The sequence below is a fragment of the Arthrobacter sp. 10T413_2 genome (genome assembly GCF_056394205.1).
This window is the reverse complement of the sequence record NZ_JBFTHK010000092.1, coordinates 1-16,654: the sequence shown is the minus strand read 5'-3', so window position 1 is coordinate 16,654 and position 16,654 is coordinate 1. Positions and strand designations below refer to the sequence as shown.

Below are 16,654 nucleotides of genomic sequence, written 5' to 3'. Positions count from 1 at the left end.
CCACAACGCCGCCGCCGGCCCGCGAATACCAACGCTTCATCACTGACTTGGCCGCCCTGGCTACCGACACCACACCCAGCACCACCAACTGAAAGGTCTCACCATGAACCCCTTCGCTGCACTTGACGGAAGCGTTATCCCCAACCCCACCCCGGTCGTCCCGGCACAGGCCGGTGGCCTGCTCACGATCCTGAACTGGGCCTCCGGCATCGGTCTGGTTCTCGGCGTCCTGGGCGTGATCATTGTCGGCATCGGCATGGTCATCCAGCTCCAGCGCGGCGAAGGAGCCCAAGCCATCGGCAAGCTCGGCTGGGTCCTGATGGGCTGCATCATCATCACCGGCGCCTCGGGCATCGTCCGCGCMTTCGTCTAAGCCAGCACTAACAACGGGAGGTTCACCATGAGCCAGTCAACAGAGAGCACCACCCAAAGCAATCCGTTCACCAAACCCGGTTTCATCATTGCTGCCGCGCTGGTGGTCGCGCTGACTGCAGCATCCGTCGTCATCTTCCTGCTCCCCAAAGGACAGGACAACGCCCAGCCAGCGCCGGGAGCAGCAGCATCCGCCAACCCKGCCACAGCCAGCCCCAGCGCCACGACAGTTGCAGGCAAAAGCGTCTGCGGACTGCCCTCAAGCACGGAAACAGCACTGGGAGCAGCGCCCAAATCCAAATGGGACTTGCTCGGAACCATGGCCGTTCCCAGCGATCCATCAACGGCCGGCCCTGGCACTGTGGGAAAGGACGGTTTGAGGTCGTGCTTTGCTCATTCMCCCACAGGAGCCCTGTACGCAACGGTGAACATCTGGGCGGCGTCGTTCAACGGCTATGCAAAACAGGTTTACCTGGAGCTTTCAGCTGACAGCCCTTCGCGGGACAAGGCTGTACAGACCATAAAGGAAGGGAAGGACGTCGGCAGTGGAACCTCGCCGAAGGTTCAGATCGCAGGGTTTATCATCCATTCGTATACGCCCGGAACGGCCGTCGTGGAACTGGCCATCAAGAGCGCCGATGGAGGATATGGTGCTTTCTCGACGTCGCTGCTTTGGGAGGACGGCGATTGGAAACTCGATATCCCGGCCGCTGGCGGCGGCGCAGTGCGCCGGATCAGTGACCTAAGTTCGTTTATCCCGTGGGCTGGTGTCTGACATGGCAGATAAAGCATGTGAAGTCTGGGACGTGGCCTGCTGGGGCGCACAGGGTGCCAGCAATGTGGCGGCGGGGATTGCGGACGACGCAATCCACAACCTTGCCAAGGCCATCATGGAGGGCATGAGTCAGATGGTGACGACTCTGTCTACCTTCTGGGTGTMGATGCCCACGGTAAACCTGGCCAGCTCCKACGGTGCAACGCCGAGCCCCGTCGTCTCCATGGTGAACAGCGAATTGATGGTCTGGACTCTGACGCTGGCGGTCCTCGCGGTCATTCTCGGTGGCATCCGGATGATCTGGGAACAACGCGGAGCACCGCTAAAGGTCCTAGTCCGGTTCCTCATCACGCTCACACTTGTCAGTGGCTTGGGCCTGGGTGTCATCTCGATCCTGGTAATCGCCGCGGATGCTTTCTCGGCCGCCATCATCGAGCGTTCCACGGATGGCAAGGGCTTTGCCGAGTCGATGAAGATCCTCGTGCTGGCCAACCAGACGGGTGTCGGCGTGTTTATCCTCATCATCCTGGGGCTGATCGGTCTGATTGCCTCCCTCGTCCAGATCGTTTTGATGGTGGTCCGCAGCGGCATGTTGGTGATCCTGGCGGGCATCCTGCCCACCACGGCTGCTTTCACGAAMACGGAGATGGGCAGGCAGTGGTTCCAGAAGGCGATTGGCTGGACGATCGCGTTCATTCTCTACAAACCGGCTGCGGCGATCGTGTACTCGGTTGCGTTCCTGCTCATGGGGCGCAACGGAGGGAAGGACGGCCTGATCGGGTCCATCACGGGTTTCACGTTGATGGTTGTGGCCCTGTTCGCTTTGCCGGCGTTGATGCGGTTCGTGACGCCGATGGTTGGTGCCGTCGCCTCGGGCGGGGGAGCGGGGGCCGGGGCTGCCGTTGGGGCCATGGCCACAGGCGCTGTGTCCCTGGGCCGCGGTGGCAGCGGTAAKGGCACTGCCGCCCCGACCCCGGCGAGTACACAAAGCAACCAGTCAGGCGCATCTCCGAAGGGCAGCAACGGAACACTCGGCCCGAAGGGGAGCGGAGGCCGGCCGACACCCGGGGCTGCCGCTCCGGGTGGGGCAGCCAGGGCCGCAACTGCGGGGACAGCAGGMAGCACCGGGGCAGGGGCTGCMGCCGGCAGCGCAGGTGCCGCGTCGGGTGCGGCGAAGGCCGCAGGTCCGGCCGGCATGGCCGTCGCCGTAGGAGCACAAGCAGCGTCCAGGGTTTCCCGGGCCGCACACCAGACCGCGCAGGATTCAACCGGCCAATCAGAAACAGTGGAGGGCCCCAGTGGCAGCAATTAATACCGAATACAAGGAACCGTMTTACGGCAATTGGCGTGTTCCGCGTTCTGCCGGGTTGGGTAACCTGGGCGCGATCGGCACCGGCATTGTCATGGCCGGGTTGTTGGCCGGGATCATCAGCTTCGCCATTTGGGGCTTGTTCCCGGGCCTCGCTGTMCTGGCCGTGGCCGGGGCGGCCGCGCTGTTGCTGACGGTCAAGGACAAGCACGGCCAGTCCGTGGTTGACCGTTTCGGAACACGGATGAGCTTCCGGCTCTCCAGGTCCTCCGGGACGAATCTCTACCGTTCCGGCCCCCTCGGCGTGACGGAGTGGGGCATGTACCAGCTGCCCGGTCTTGCCGCGATGTCGACCCTGTACGAATTCACCGACTCCTACAAGCGTCCGTTCGCGCTGCTGCATGTGCCTGCCACCAGCCACTACACCGTGATCTTCTCCACCGAGCCCGACGGTGCGTCCCTGGTGGACCCGGAGCAGGTCGATGCGTGGGTGGCGAACTGGGGCGGCTGGCTCGCCGGCCTCGKGGACGAAGCGGGCTTGGACGCCGCGKCSGTGACGGTGGAGACAGCACCGGATTCCGGCTACCGGCTCCGCAATGAGGTCATGATGAACATCGACCCGAACGCCCCGGATTTTGCCAGGAACGTGCTCAACGAGGTCGTGCAGACGTATCCGGAAGGTTCGGCCACGGTCCGGGCCTGGGTGTCCCTGTCGTTCAACGCCTCCCTKCGGGCAGGATCGAAGAAGCGCACACCGGAGGACGTGGCCCGGGACCTGGCATCCCGGATCCCGGGCCTGTCGGCCCGGCTGCAGTCCACCGGTGCCGGGATCGCCCGTCCGATGTCCGGGCAGGAACTCTGCGAGGTCGTCCGGATCGCCTACGATCCTCCCGCTGCCCTGATCATTGATCAAGCGCATGCCGCCGGCTCCCCGGTGTCCCTGACCTGGGGCGACGTCGGTCCCTCCGCGACGCAGGCCAGCTGGGATGACTACCGGCATGACAGCGCGTTCTCCGTCTCCTGGACCATGACCGGCGCCCCGMGCGGGTCGGTGAACTCCGGAGTGCTGTCGCGGCTGCTGGCCCCGCACGGGGACATTGACCGCAAGCGGATCTCGCTGCTGTACCGTCCGATGGATTCGGCCCGTGCCGCCGCCGTGGTKGAGCGGGACCAGAACAACGCCAACGTCCGTATCACCTCCGGGACCCGGCCCTCCGCCCGCGCCCTGGTCGATGCCCGCTCCGCTGTGCAGACCGCGCAGGAGGAGGCTCAGGGCGCCGGGCTGGTGAACTTCGGCATGGTCGTCACGGCCACCGTGACCGATAAGGACCGCCTCCCCGACGCTGTCGCGGCCGTGGAGCAGACTTCCGGTACTGCCCGGGTGCTGCTGCGCCGGGCCTACGGCGCGCAGGACACGGCGTTCGCCGCGTCGCTGCCCCTGGGTCTGGTCCTTCCCAAGCACAGCATGGTGCCGTCCGAGATTAAGGACGCCCTGTAATGGCCCGCATGAAACTCTTCACCCGCCCTGCCAGGAAGGCTGCAGCACCGGTCAAAGCTGCGCCGAAGAAGAAGGCTGAGAAGGAACCGCGCCAGGCCGGGCCCGCTGCCCGGGGCTGGACCGGACGCGGCGGCGGCATGGCCCAGCTCGTCCCGTCCGTGACGGAATACCGGGGAACCACGGTCCAGGTCTGCGGGCTGTGGCCGTTTTCCTCCGGGGCGTCCTCGCCCATGATCGGCGTCCCGCTCGKACGCCATGAGGAAACCCAGGCCACGGTCTGCTGTGACCCGATCAGCTGGTTCCAGCGGGCACGCCTGATTTCCAATCCGTCCGCGTTCATCCTGGGCAAGCCGGGGCTGGGAAAGTCCACCGTGGTGCGCCGGATGTTCATCGGCCTCTCCGCTCAAGGCGTCCACCCCCTGATCCTGGGGGACTTGAAAGGCGAGCACGTCAAAGCGGTCCAGGCGCTCGGCGGCCAGGTCATCAAGCTCGGCCGCGGCGTGGGCTACCTGAACATCCTCGATCCCGGCCAGGCCGTCGAAGCCGCGCAGCTGCTCGAAGACAGCGGCCACCATGAGGACGCCGMCCGGGTCCGCGCCGACGCGCACGGCCGTCGCCTGACCATGGTTGTCTCCCTGATCACCATCAGCCGGAACAACCCGCCCACCGATCAGGAACAGACGATCCTGGACCGGGCCCTGCGGGTCCTCGATGACCGGTTCGACGGTGTCCCGGTCCTGAAGGACCTGTTGGACGTGATCATCTCCGCACCCGACGAGCTACGGCATGTGGCCTTGGATCGCGGCGACATGGCCGTCTACCTGCAGGAAACCCGCGCTTTGGAAGCCACCCTGCTGGGTCTGACCGGTKGCGGGAAGCTGGGAGAAATCTTCTCCCGGCACACCACGAACCCCATGATGCGCGACCGGGCCGTGGTCTTCGATGTCTCCAGCATTGACGAGACCGAAACCGACCTGCAGGCCGCCGTGCTGCTCGCGTGCTGGTCCTACGGCTTCGGCACCGTCAACGTCGCCAACGCCCTCGCCGACGCCGGGCTGGAACCGCGCCGGAACTACTTCGTKGTCCTRGATGAGCTGTGGCGGGCGCTGCGCGCCGGCAAAGGCATGGTGGACCGGGTGGACGCCCTGACCCGCCTCAACCGCTCCGTGGGTGTCGGGCAGATCATGATCTCCCACACCATGTCCGACCTGCTGGCGCTGCCGGCGGAAGAGGACCGGATGAAGGCCCGCGGCTTCGTGGAACGCTCCGGCATGGTCATCTGCGGCGGCCTCCCCGCCTCCGAAATGCCGTTGCTGACCTCGGCTATTCCGCTCTCCMGCCAGGAGCAGCAGAAGCTCATCTCCTGGCAGGACCCGCCCGCCTGGGACTCCCGCGGMCTCGACGTCGAACCTCCCGGACGCGGGAAATTCCTGATCAAGGTCGGCGGCCGGCCCGGAATCCCGGTCCTGGTGGGACTGACATCGCTTGAGCAAGGCCCGGATGGAGTCAACGACACCGAGGGTAAGTGGCGTGACACCCCGGACACCCTCCTCGAGCCCATGACCTCTGACGTACCCCTTGAAGGAGGCACGCTGTGAGCGCACCCAACCGTAAAGGCATGGGCCCCGGCGATGCCCTGCTGGTCTGGTTCGCCATCGGCTTCATCATCACCTTCGGCGGCGGGACCTACGCGGCCGCCCACCTTGGTTCCTGGATGGCCGGCATAGACGCACCGCCCGCACACCCGATTGATCTGGTCGCCGGGCTCATCAAGGKCCGGGTGCCCTGGCCAACTCAGGCAACCGTCGCKGCCGCCCTCATGGCAGKGGTGGTCGTGGTTCTGGCCATCGTCGTGCTCGTGGCCTGGAAGAAGGGCGCGTCCAAGCGTGCCMGCGTCGATAAAGCGGCCCGGTACCTGGGGCGGGGTAAATCCCTGGCCGCGTTCTCCGCGAAGGGCGCGAAAGCCACGGCCGAGCGGCTGGGTGTGACGGACGCTCCGGGCATCGTGGTGGGCAAGGTTGTCTCCACCGGCCAGAAGTTCATTCAGTCTTGGGAAGATCTCAGCCTCGATATCTGGGGTCCCCGGACAGGTAAGTCGACCTCACGGGTCATGCCCGCGATCCTGGACGCACCCGGGGCTGTGGTCTCGACCTCGAACAAGCGCGACGTGGTGGACGGCACCCGTGGCGTCCGAGAAGCCACCGGCCCGGTGTGGGTGTTCGATCCGCAGAAGATCGCGCAGGAGGAACCGGACTGGTGGTGGAACCCCCTCTCCTACGTCACCGACGAAGAGAAGGCCTACAAACTCACCCAGCACTTTTCGGTCGGTTCACGGGTCCCCGGGTCCAAGCCGGATGCCTACTTCGACCCGAAAGCCGAAGACATTCTCTCCTCGTACTTCCTCGCCGCCGCGCTCGGGGAGCTTCCCATCACTCAGGTGTACCTGTGGGTGACGGAGCAGGTCAGCCAGGAACCCATCGAAATCCTCAAAGAGCACGACTACGAGCTGCAATACAAAGGCCTGGAGTCCACACTGAAGCTTGCCGACAAGCAGCGCGACGGMATCTTCGGCACCGCCGAGAAGATGATCCAGTGCCTCAAGAGCAGGAACACGCTGCGCTGGGTGGCACCGACAGGCGGTGCGACGGTGGCCACGGATGCCCGCCGGCAGTTCAACCCGCACGCTTTCGCTGCCTCCCGGGAGACGATCTACATCCTCTCCAAGGAAGGGGCCGGCTCAGCCGCCCCGCTCACCACAGCGTTGACGGTGGCCATCGCGGAGGCGATGGAGGAACGCGCCGAACGCAGCGGCGGCCGCCTGCCCAAACCTGCACTGTTCGCCCTCGATGAGTTGGCCAACGTCGTCCGCTGGGCAGCCCTGCCGGACCAGTTCAGCCATTACGGGTCCAAGGGCCTGATCGTCATGGGCATCCTGCAGTCCTGGTCCCAGGGCGTCGAACTGTGGGGCGAGGCGAACATGCGGAAAATCTGGTCGGCCGCGAACGTCAAGGTCTACGGCGGCGGCGTCGCCGAAGAAGGGTTCCTCCGCGCGCTCTCGGACCTGATCGGGGACTACAGCTACACGAACGTCTCCGTCTCCTCCGGCAAGTCCGGCTCCAGCCGCTCCCGGCAGGAGGGCAAGGAACGCATCTTCGACGTCTCCAACCTCGCCGAACTCGACCGCGGCCGCGCCGTCGTCCTTGCCTCCGGCGCACCCGCCACCCTGGTCCGCACACTGCCCTGGTACACCGGACCGCACAAGGAGGCCGTGGAGGCGTCCATCAAGAAGTACAGCCCCCGGCCGGAGGAAGAAGAAGTGCCGCTCGCTGCAGCAGCTGCCGCCAACCCCTGGGTCACCGGGTAGGAGGTTCTGGAATGACCATCGACATCGGCCGATTCAGCGAAGCGCCCAGCACCAGCGCAGAAGAGCCCGCCCACACGGCGGGGGAGGAGCAGAAGCCACCGGAACTGGTCTACGGCTCCGCCGAAGAGTTCCTGCACGAGCAGCTGCTGCCCACCTACGTCCGCGACGTCGACGGCCGCGCAGCTAAATGGTGCGTCGAGTGGTACTTCCACCCCGAAGCAGTCTCCCGGATAGAAGCGCTGTGGCGTGCCTGGGAACACCTACGACTCGACGGGGCCACGGGCATCAGCGTGTGGTTCAAAGACCACGCAGACCACCACATGAGCGTGCTCCTCGACCCGCGCGGACCGTTCTACAAATGCGACATGCAAAAGCACCGGGACCCTGAACACCTGGAACCCAGAAAGGCCCCGAACGGCTGGTTCCCCGACGTGCGAGTTCAGTAAAGGTGAYGCTGGAAAAACTAGGTGCCTCTAAAGCTGTCCATAATTGGGGTCAATTCGGGTTATCCACGGCTGGACATTKGGAGCCATGGGGTAGCTCCCCGGCAGCAGTAGCGGTGGATAACCCATGAGGATTGTCCGCKGTTKGGGCAGCGGTGCCTACCTTCAGCCCGAATACCCGGCTGTCAGGTTTGAACCTAAGAGTGTTCGGCGGATACGCGCAGGAACTGCTATCCGGACCCTATCCTGACGGCCTTTTCGTTGCTATCTGAKGTCAGGTTGGGGTGTACATCAACCGGACACACGAGTATCGGAGCGTGCGTGAGAAAGGGAGCCTGGGAAGCGCAGGTGGTGGAGTTGKCGGCGTGGCGTTGGATGGTTGTGGGGGAGTAGCCGCGGGTTTCGGCGATGATTGGGGGAGTGGTCGGCCCCCTCTGCCAGCCGCCCTTTCCTTGACCGTCGCCGGCGAAACTCAGGTGTGCAGCGAGCAGCCAACCTGGCTGGCACAGCACGTCTCTGGCGCTCATTTATCTCAGCTCGTTCCCCCACATTTCGATTGTCACGCCCGGGGGGGGACGTTGMTGTTGACACGCGCTTCATAACGGTTCGGGGCGAGCCGCGTCACCGAGATACCGACCTGTTCAGCCATCGCCGTCGGCTTCAGGAGATCCACCGTTTCATTCAGGGCGGCGTCTAATTCCATTCGGGTTTCAACGGCTACGACGAGACAACGGGGAGCAATGTTCCAGGTGATGATTCCTTACTCGCAGGGACGTGACCAGTAGTGCGAACTCACCAGATGCCTTGGCGTGGAAGGGAGGAGCGGTAGCCCGCCGGCATGGTCAACAGGAGCCAGGGTTCGATGAATCCATGCCAGTGCGGCTAGGTCGTCGGAGCTTTGAGCCGGGTCCGTCGGTGATGCCTTCAGAATTGCAGCCAGGTAGCTGAGGTTGACGGAAAGTTCGAGAATCAAAGGTYGGATCATGGTCTGGCATTCTTCTCGCGATATGTACGCGACAGCCTCCTTTCGAGCGTCGCAGTGCTTGGCCGTGAGGGGCAGTCGGGAAGATGCGGTGACCATATATCTGTCCTTTACGTAGGTCTTGGTCCTTCTGCAAGCGTTCTCAGTACGGGGTCGAGGACCATTCCGGCGGAAAAGTAGCGCTAAGGATCAATCCGACCGCAACGATTGATAGCGTCGATCGTTGAGAGAGCATGGCTGGTGAATACTTAACGGCTGCCGAGAAGCGGCGTACGGGCGGTATGCGCATKATGCTCCGGAACAGTCGGTGTTGGAGCGGTTCTTCTTCCTTGATGATTTGGATCGMGAGCTGTTCGATCYCCGTTGCGGCGCCGTCCAGTATCTTCCCGCGTGCGTTKCGGGACAGTGTMCGTGCTTTCCGGGCGCCGATGCGGGCCGTTTCGATMACGGCTGTGCCGGCAGMGGATTCGGTCAGCGACACCGCGCCGATCACTCTGCCGTCAAAGGGGCTCGTCACATCGCGGAACTGCGGCAGCGCGGTTTCTGTCGARCACAGTGTGGATTCAGGCATTTGCRACTGCTCCCGTCCTGGCTGCGTGCATGGCGATGATGTCAGAGAGCAAAGCGTAGGCGGTCTCCACACGGCCGGCCCCCGGTCCYGAGACCGTCACYGCGCCCAGAAGGTCGGTGTCGAAGGACACGGCATTGGTCGCGCCRGAAACCCCTGCCAGCCCATGGTCGAGGGGGAGTGCKACGGGGGATACGCCTGCCGTMACTGASCCGTCCGGGTTCCGCCGCGCSGCACCGACGAGCTTCCAACGGCGTCCCTCGCGGGCTGCCTTCCGGATATTCTCCGGCGTCACGGCCGAAATCCCCTGCCGCTGGACGTCCTTGAGTTCTATGCCTGCATCGAGCAGCTCATTGGCGAGGATGAGGACCTTGAGCTGAACGTCGTACCCCTCGATGTCTGCTGCGGGGTTTGCCTCGGCRTAGCCGAGGTCCTGYGCCTCRCTGATGGCAGCGTCGAGGCCCAGTCCGGCTTCCATCCGTCCGAGCACATAGTTGCTGGTGCCGTTGAGGATGCCTTCGAAGCCGTTCAGCTTCAGCCCYTCGAACATCTTCTTKGCGAGGCGGATGACGGGGGTGCCGCTCATGACGGCACCCTCGAACTCGAAGTGCACGCCGTTCTGTTCGGCCAGGGCGGTCAGYTCGGCGCCGCGGAGGGCAACGGGGCCTTTGTTCGTCGTGCAGACGCTCTTTCCGGATTCGAGTGCCCACCGCACGTGCGAAACTGCTGGCTCGCCGTCGTCGGGATTCGTGAACGTGGCCTCGCAGATGATGTCAGCGGTGCAGTTGCGGATAACTGATTCGTTATTGGTGTCCGCGGATCCGCCGTACTTGGCGAAGGTTTCGCTGCCACCGTCCAGTTTGAGGGCGATGGAGAGGTCGATGCCCTCGGGCTGGACCAGGGAGCCCAGGCGCAGGTCGGTGATGGCCACGACCCGCAGGCCGAAGCCCAGATCGGTGTGAAGTGTCTCGCCGCGTGTTGCGATCAGTTCGGCCAGCGTCCTGTTAACGCCGCCGAAGCCGATCAGGGCAATGTCGTAGGTGGTCATGGTGCTCCTTCAATCAGTTACATCGGTCCTCCAATGCTGTCTGCATTCCATGTCCGTCAGTGCATGTGATTGTGACCGAAAAACAGGGCGAATTGACCATCTGACTGCCGATTCGGCATCTACACCGCGAGGTAACCTACGTGCAACATAGGCATGTTTAAATGTTTTTAATGACCAAAAAGTGGTTTTCGTGTTACTTTCATCACTATCGGTGCTGCGCAGCTMGAGGCGGCCTGTCCCGCACGCCGGGGCGTCGGGCGCACCCTTCGCATCAGACCTGTCCACTCATCTGGGAGAAACCATGGAACCCTCATCGTCCGTCCAGCTAGAACCACAGCCCACGATTCCCCCGTCGACCGACTCCGGGCTCCGGCGGTCCATGGGGGCGCGGCATCTGGTCATGATCGCCATGGGTGGGGTGATCGGCTCCGGGCTGTTCCTGAGCTCGGGCTACACCATTTCCCAGGCCGGGCCCCTCGGAGCTGTCATCGCCTATCTCATCGGCGCCTTTGTTGTGTACCTGGTGATGGCCTGCCTCGGCGAACTGGCCATCGCTTATCCGGTCTCAGGCGCCTTCCATATCTACGCGGCGAGGTCAATCGGGCCGGCCACCGKGTTCACCACCGCCTGGCTCTACTGGMTGTGCTGGGCAGTGGCCATCGGATCGGAGTTTACGGCCTCCGGTCTCCTCATGCAGCGGTGGTTCCCGGGTGTTGACGTCTGGGTCTGGTGCGTCATCTTCGCCGCGGTCCTCTTCGGCTTCAACGCAGTTTCGTCGAAATTCTTTGGCGAGTCCGAGTTCTGGTTCGCCATCGTCAAGGTGGGCGCCATCCTGGTCCTCATCGTTTTCGGCGGCGCGGCGCTGCTCGGCTTCCACCCGCTCAGCGAGGGGGCAAACCACCCTTTCCTGTTTGAGAACTTCAACACCTCCGGCGGGCTCTTCCCCAACGGTTTCTCCGGTGTCCTGGTCACTGCGCTGGCAGTTTTCTACGCCTTCTCCGGCTCTGAACTCATCGGCGTGGCAGCGGGCGAAACGGCCGATCCGGCCACCAGCATCCCCAAGGCGATGCGCAGCACAGTGATCCGTCTGCTGATCTTCTTCGTCGGGGCAATCGCTGTCATCGCCGCCACCATCCCGTTCGCGGAGGTCGGACTGGATGAGAGCCCGTTCGTGACGGTCTTCTCATCCATCGGCATTCCCTTTGCCGCTGACATCATGAACTTCGTCATCATCACTGCACTCCTCTCGGCCGGAAACAGCGGACTCTTCTCCTGCGCGCGGATGCTCTACTCCCTTGCCGACGAGGGGCACGCCCCCCGGGCGCTGAAGAAACTGACCCGGCGGGGGATCCCCATGACCGCGCTATCAGTGAGCATGCTCGGCGGCCTGGCGTCACTGATCAGCAGCGTCGTAGCGCCCGAAACGGTATATCTGGCTCTCGTCTCTGTGGCGGGATTCGCCGTCGTCGGGGTCTGGATGTCCATCACTGCCTCGCACTTTTTCCACAGAAGGTCCTTCGTCAAGAACGGCGGCGATGTGGCTGCCCTTCCGTACAAGGCCCCGCTGTTCCCGCTGGTTCCGATCCTGGCCTTCTCGCTTTGCCTCATTTCCCTCGTCGGCATCGCCTTTGACCCGAACCAGGTAGCAKCCCTCTATTTCGGTGTTGCATTTGTGGGCGCCTGCTACGCCTTCTTCCACTTCAAATACGGACGCAAGACGCGCACCGACAAGTTGTCCTGACGCCATCGTCAGCCAACGCCTACTCAGCTTCGCGGCCGGGGACTCTCGTCCCCGGCCGCGAAGCTGTCCAACGGATAAACCAGGCGGACGTTTCCCCTGGATACGAAGTCGTGCTGTTCGGGCGGCAGGGAAGCGCAGAAATCGATCCCGCTGAACTGGAAGCAGCGAATTCAGCGATACTCGCGGTCCTCTACACCGTGTGGGCACAAGGAAACCGCGTCCTGGTCAATGATGAACACATGTGAGAATAGGCGTAGTTATCGGGCGGAAGGAGCGTGGAGCATGGATTCTTCCTCGGAAGCGTCGTCCATGGCCCAAGGGCTTCGAATAGTTCGGCTGGTCGCAGACCGGGAGAAGTGGGGCAGGCGGCTTCTCGGCGTTTCCCAGCTCGCATCCGAGCTGGACATGGAACAAAGCCGTGTCTCCCGGTTGACGCAGGAATTGTGCGAGCTGGGACTGCTGGAACGTGTCGAACGCGGACCTTTCCGAACCGGCCCGCGCTTTTTCAGCCTTGCCGCAGCGCTGAATGCCGGCTGGGTCCGCGAATCAAGAGCCGAACTCGAGGCTTTGGTGGCTTCTTTCGGCCTGAGAGCCAGAGTTTCCGTCCGCGAGGGCTTCCGAGTCATTCTCCTGCGTGCCTCCAGCAATGACGCGGTCCCCGGAAGCTTCGTGAAACCCGGCATGGTGACGCCCGTATGGTGTACCGGGTCCGGCCGGGCGCTGCTGTGGGATGAGCAGCAGCCGGCCGTTCAAGCCCTCCTCCAGGACGTCAATTTCATCGGAGTGGGCGGTCCGGGAGCGGCGCATTCGCCCCAGGAAGTCGCCGAACTGATGGAACGGGACAGGGCCCGGGGCTTCATTGTCGCGGAGGAAGAATTCGAGCACGGAGTCTACGAACTCGCAGTGCCGGTCCGCACTGCTGAAKGATCCATTCTTGCCGCGCTCAGCGTCCTGGGCAGCCGGGCTGAGATCGMATCCAGCACCGATGACCTRGTCAAGGCCCTCACGGCCGCTGCCGAACGGCTGGGATCCTGCGAGGGCCGCATCCGGGGCGCCGCGGGCCCGAAGGACCGTGCCGGCTAAAGGTGGTTCTCCGGTACCGCATGGCCCAGCGTTGACTCGAGCCACTTTCCCCAAGACCTGRGAGCCGCGGCGCAGAACTCCCGCTTTGGCTCCAGGCGTGTCTTTGGGCCCACGACCTGAAGCGCTGCCACCACGTCGCCTTTGAAATCGTGAATCGGAACGGCCAGGGAGTACAGCCCTGGCTCGGCTTCCTCGTCGACAATGGAATACCCCCGGTGCCGCGCACCGCGCAGTCGTGTCAGGAAGTCCTCCACGTCAACGGGAGTATTGGGGCCATGGCGCACGAAGGGAACGCCGGAGAATATGGTTTGGACCTCGGCGTCCGACGCTTCCCACAGCAGTGCCTGGCCGGCATCACTGCAAAAGGCCGGGTAGGGCCGGCCAAGCCAGGAACCGACCATGTTGCTACTTTCCGGAACACGCTCACCGATGGTGACCGTACTGTCGCCGCGCAGAATGCCAAGGAAGCATCCCTMATCAGTTTCACCCGCCAGGCCCTCCAGGGCGGTCGCACTATCGGTCTGCAGCCGTTGGTCTGTCAATAGCTGTGCGTCTGTCAGGAGCGACCAATCCAGGGTGTAGGACCGGTGGTCTCCGCGCGCCAGAAACCCCTCCTGCTCGGCGGTCCGCAGGCTGCGCGAAACCTGGCTGCGGTCCTTACCCAGGTCGGCTGCTATGTCAGCGACCGTTCCGCCAGGCAGGCCTCCTGCGCTGCGGGCGCCCACCGCTAGGACAGCCATGATTCCCCGGCCCATGCTGGACGTCTTAGACATGGAACCGATTCTAGTCACTGGACGAACGTGTCCTAGTGGATGGCGAAGACCCGGGCCGGAAAACCGCTGCCTTGCAGCGGCTTCGGCCAGCTCGCAACGAGGGCTGCGCCCGCTTCCGGAAGTCCCTCCAGATTCGCCATCAGCTCGATCTGCCACCGGTTCTGCGCCAGGACGTACGTCTCCAGGCTGAAATCCTGGCGGGACGTAGCACTCCCCGGGTCCGTGTCCGTCTGTTCATGGCCGACGGCAGTCACCGAGCGCTCCTCGATCAGGAAGGAGAGGACTTCCTGCGACCATCCCGGCGTGCGGCTGATGCCCTCATCATCCCTGTTTGCCATGGCGCCAGTATCGGGCCAACGGTGACTCCACCCTGTCCGCAACGCCACGAAGGACCCGGGCGCGATGGCACCATTGCGGCGCTCCCACGCCTGAACGTCCTCGATCGTGGGGGTGGCGTCCGCATTGGCGGTGACCCGCGCGGTGATGTCCAGGACGACCAGCGGAAGGACCATGTCCTCGACAGGGATCTGGTCCAGGGTTCGTCCCCCGCGGATGAAATGCGAGGGGGGATCAACGTGTGTTCCCCATTGGCCGATGATCGAATAACGGTGAGCGGTGAACCCGTCGCCCCTCTCCAGATCGAAAACGGTCTCCCGGGTTTCGTCGGGGAATGCCGGGAAATGCGGCTGGCCGGGGTGAAAGGCGTGCGTCAGGTCGGTAAAGGACCTGCCTGCGAGCAGCGACTGCAAGCCGTCCCAAAGTCCGGTCGTTGCTGCTTCAATCATGATGCTGCCTTGCACTCAAGGACTGCCGGAAGGGCTRTGCTGGAGACGCTGATGGGCCCTGCCAGTTCGATGACCGGTACTTCCCAGGGGTGGATCTCCACGATGTGCTGCAGGAACCGTTCCACGACGGCGTCATCGAGCGCGGCATCGAAATAGGTCGTGCAGACAAAGGTGGGTGAAATTGTCCGCTGGCCCACTTGCCCCAAAGTAGGGTTCGCGCCTTCAGTGCAGGTGAATCCCTCGAAACCCAGGCCGGATTCGAAGACATGCCGGTAGGTGCCAAAGTCCCCTAAGTCGGGGGAGTCCGACAAAGCCTGGAGCAGGGCCGCGATGCCCGCTTCATCCGTGAATGCTTCGACATCGCCGGTCGCGAGCCGCGAGAAGGTTTCCGGCGCTATGGGCCAATGCACGCGCAGCTTGCGTACTGATTTCATTTMAATCTTCACGGGAAGCCTCTTCCTGAGCGGGTCGCAAAACGTGTTTGACAGCCATGGTGGCATAGAGTGATGGTCATTACAAGCATTAAAAAATGCTTATTACGCACATCATTCGGACGGAGGTTGCCACCTTGTGCTACGTTGCATTGCCGGACCATGAGGTGCACGTCCGGCCGGCAGGCCAGTACGACCCGAACCGCTTGGAGCCCTAACGATGCCCACTGATACCAAGCTTTCACGCATGCTCGACGCCGGAGCGAACCTGACGGTGGACGGTGCACTCGCCACCGAGCTTGAAGCGCATGGCTGCGACCTGGGAGACCCCTTGTGGTCGGCGAATGTCCTTCTGGAGCAGCCCCAGCTCATCAAACGCGTACACCGCGATTACTTCCGCGCCGGAGCCGCCGTCGCCATCACGGCGAGCTATCAGGCCACACCCCTGGGTTTTGCGCGGCGCGGCATTGGCGAGGAAGAGGCCCTGGAACGGGTGGCATTGAGTGTGCGCCTGGCCGACGAGGCGCGCCGCGAGTATCTGGCCGAAAACCCGGATTCGGGCCCCCTGCTGATCGCCGGATCGGTCGGGCCCTACGGCGCGTACCTCGCGGACGGATCCGAATACCGGGGTGACTACGTTCTCAGCCGAAACGAGTTCTTGGAGTTCCACCGGCCTCGGATCGCGGCACTGGTGGAGGCGGGAGCGGACCTCCTTGCCTGTGAGACGCTGCCTTCATTGGCTGAGGCCGAGGCCCTGTTGACACTCATAGGGGAGTTCGACGTCGAATGCTGGCTCTCCTTCACGCTGCGGGACGGAGGGCACATCAGCGACGGTACGCCGCTGGCTCACGTGGCTCTGCTGTGCAGAGAGCAGCCGCTCGTGGCGGCAATCGGCGTGAACTGTGTGCCGCTGGAGCTGGTTTCGCCTTCCTTGGAGGCTCTGGGCAAAGCCACCGATACGCCCCTCATCGCCTATCCAAATTCGGGCGAAAGCTACGACGCAGTCACCAAGACATGGCGGCCGGCCGCGACGGCGCACCCCCTGGCGGGACCCGGTAGTAAACATCCCTCAAGCCTTGCGGAAGGAACCCCCATCTGGCGTGAACTTGGCGCCCGGCTCGTTGGCGGGTGCTGTCGAACTACCCCGGCTGATATTGCCGCCGTGGCCAGGCTGTCAGTAAGTCCCTAAAGGGGCCGGGTAATGGCTGCCCCGCGTCATCCCATGGCAGCCCAGGGGTCGGCGATGCCGATGTATTGGGTGGTGGTGTATTCGGCGATGCCTTCGGTGCCCCCCTCGCGCCCGAGTCCGGATTGTTTGACGCCGCCGAAGGGTGCGGCGGCGTTGGAGATGACGCCGGCGTTGAAGCCGACCATGCCGAATTCGATCTGTTCCGCGACGCGCAGGAGCCGGTTGAAGTCGCGGCTGTAGAGGTAGGAGGCCAGGCCGTATTCGGTGGCGTTGGCCAGCCGGATCGCGTCCTC

15 protein-coding genes are annotated in these 16,654 nt (G+C 63.8%); 10 read left to right on the top strand and 5 right to left on the bottom strand.

What is annotated here, in order from left to right; genetic code table 11:
* Positions 1-103 precede the first annotated feature (103 nt).
* The 7 genes from AC1DBQ_RS14650 to AC1DBQ_RS14620 are packed head-to-tail and all read left to right on the top strand — an operon-like array spanning position 104 to position 7,764.
* The gene (locus tag AC1DBQ_RS14650; protein ID WP_476920056.1) at positions 104-373 is read left to right on the top strand and encodes a hypothetical protein; all 270 of its coding nucleotides are present in this window, start codon (positions 104-106) and stop codon (positions 371-373) included.
* 27 nt (positions 374-400) lie between these two features.
* A complete protein-coding gene (locus AC1DBQ_RS14645; RefSeq protein ID WP_476929198.1) occupies positions 401-1,147 on the top strand; it encodes a DUF8175 domain-containg protein in 747 nt (248 codons plus the stop codon).
* Position 1,148: 1 nt separating this feature from the next.
* Entirely contained in the window at positions 1,149-2,459 is a 1,311-nt protein-coding gene (locus tag AC1DBQ_RS14640) for a TrbL/VirB6 family protein (RefSeq protein ID WP_476929197.1), read from the top strand.
* Positions 2,446-3,954, top strand: a complete 1,509-nt coding sequence (locus tag AC1DBQ_RS14635) for an SCO6880 family protein (RefSeq protein ID WP_476929196.1) — start codon at positions 2,446-2,448, stop codon at positions 3,952-3,954. Before AC1DBQ_RS14640 ends, AC1DBQ_RS14635 begins: the two co-directional genes overlap by 14 nt.
* Positions 3,954-5,552 carry an ATP/GTP-binding protein gene (locus tag AC1DBQ_RS14630; protein ID WP_476929195.1) on the top strand — a complete coding sequence of 533 codons (1,599 nt, stop codon included), beginning with the start codon at positions 3,954-3,956 and terminating at the stop codon, positions 5,550-5,552. The genes AC1DBQ_RS14635 and AC1DBQ_RS14630 overlap by 1 nt, the downstream gene beginning before the upstream one ends.
* A complete protein-coding gene (locus AC1DBQ_RS14625) occupies positions 5,549-7,318 on the top strand; it encodes a type IV secretory system conjugative DNA transfer family protein (RefSeq protein ID WP_476929194.1) in 1,770 nt (589 codons plus the stop codon). Before AC1DBQ_RS14630 ends, AC1DBQ_RS14625 begins: the two co-directional genes overlap by 4 nt.
* 11 nt (positions 7,319-7,329) lie before the next feature.
* Positions 7,330-7,764, top strand: coding sequence for a DUF4913 domain-containing protein (locus AC1DBQ_RS14620; RefSeq protein ID WP_476929193.1), 435 nt, complete (start codon positions 7,330-7,332; stop codon positions 7,762-7,764).
* A 1,542-nt stretch (positions 7,765-9,306) separates the two neighbouring features.
* Here the strand turns inward: AC1DBQ_RS14620 and AC1DBQ_RS14615 are convergent.
* Positions 9,307-10,359: a homoserine dehydrogenase gene (locus AC1DBQ_RS14615; protein WP_476929192.1), complete on the bottom strand. Its 1,053-nt coding sequence runs from the start codon at positions 10,357-10,359 to the stop codon at positions 9,307-9,309.
* A 301-nt stretch (positions 10,360-10,660) separates the two neighbouring features.
* Between AC1DBQ_RS14615 and AC1DBQ_RS14610 the strand changes: the two genes are divergently transcribed.
* Complete coding sequence (locus AC1DBQ_RS14610; protein ID WP_476929191.1) at positions 10,661-12,100, top strand: amino acid permease; 1,440 nt, start codon at positions 10,661-10,663, stop codon at positions 12,098-12,100.
* A gap of 282 nt (positions 12,101-12,382) precedes the next feature.
* Positions 12,383-13,183: an IclR family transcriptional regulator gene (locus AC1DBQ_RS14605; RefSeq protein ID WP_476929190.1), complete on the top strand. Its 801-nt coding sequence runs from the start codon at positions 12,383-12,385 to the stop codon at positions 13,181-13,183.
* Here AC1DBQ_RS14605 and AC1DBQ_RS14600 read toward each other — a convergent pair.
* The 3 genes from AC1DBQ_RS14600 to AC1DBQ_RS14590 are packed head-to-tail and all read right to left on the bottom strand — an operon-like array spanning position 13,180 to position 15,175.
* Positions 13,180-13,938 carry an IclR family transcriptional regulator gene (locus AC1DBQ_RS14600; RefSeq protein ID WP_476929189.1) on the bottom strand — a complete coding sequence of 253 codons (759 nt, stop codon included), beginning with the start codon at positions 13,936-13,938 and terminating at the stop codon, positions 13,180-13,182. The genes AC1DBQ_RS14605 and AC1DBQ_RS14600 overlap by 4 nt on opposite strands.
* A gap of 50 nt (positions 13,939-13,988) precedes the next feature.
* Positions 13,989-14,741, bottom strand: coding sequence for a cyclase family protein (locus AC1DBQ_RS14595; protein ID WP_476929188.1), 753 nt, complete (start codon positions 14,739-14,741; stop codon positions 13,989-13,991).
* On the bottom strand, positions 14,738-15,175 hold the full coding sequence (locus tag AC1DBQ_RS14590) for a hypothetical protein (protein ID WP_476929187.1): 438 nt from the start codon (positions 15,173-15,175) through the stop codon (positions 14,738-14,740). The genes AC1DBQ_RS14595 and AC1DBQ_RS14590 overlap by 4 nt, the downstream gene beginning before the upstream one ends.
* A gap of 217 nt (positions 15,176-15,392) precedes the next feature.
* Here AC1DBQ_RS14590 and mmuM point away from each other — a divergent pair, with 217 nt between their 5' ends.
* Positions 15,393-16,361 carry a homocysteine S-methyltransferase gene (gene mmuM, locus AC1DBQ_RS14585; protein ID WP_476929186.1) on the top strand — a complete coding sequence of 323 codons (969 nt, stop codon included), beginning with the start codon at positions 15,393-15,395 and terminating at the stop codon, positions 16,359-16,361.
* Positions 16,362-16,387: 26 nt separating this feature from the next.
* Here the strand turns inward: mmuM and AC1DBQ_RS14580 are convergent.
* Positions 16,388-16,654, bottom strand: a 267-nt coding sequence (locus tag AC1DBQ_RS14580; RefSeq protein ID WP_476929185.1) for an aldehyde dehydrogenase family protein, incomplete at its 5' end; no start/stop codon positions are given.

Coding starts and splice junctions, on each gene's coding strand:
- AC1DBQ_RS14595 (WP_476929188.1), bottom strand. CDS start 14,741: ATGATTGAAGCAGCAACGACCGGACTTTGGGACGGCTTGCAGTCGCTG.
- mmuM (WP_476929186.1), top strand. CDS start 15,393: ATGCCCACTGATACCAAGCTTTCACGCATGCTCGACGCCGGAGCGAAC.
- AC1DBQ_RS14620 (WP_476929193.1), top strand. CDS start 7,330: ATGACCATCGACATCGGCCGATTCAGCGAAGCGCCCAGCACCAGCGCA.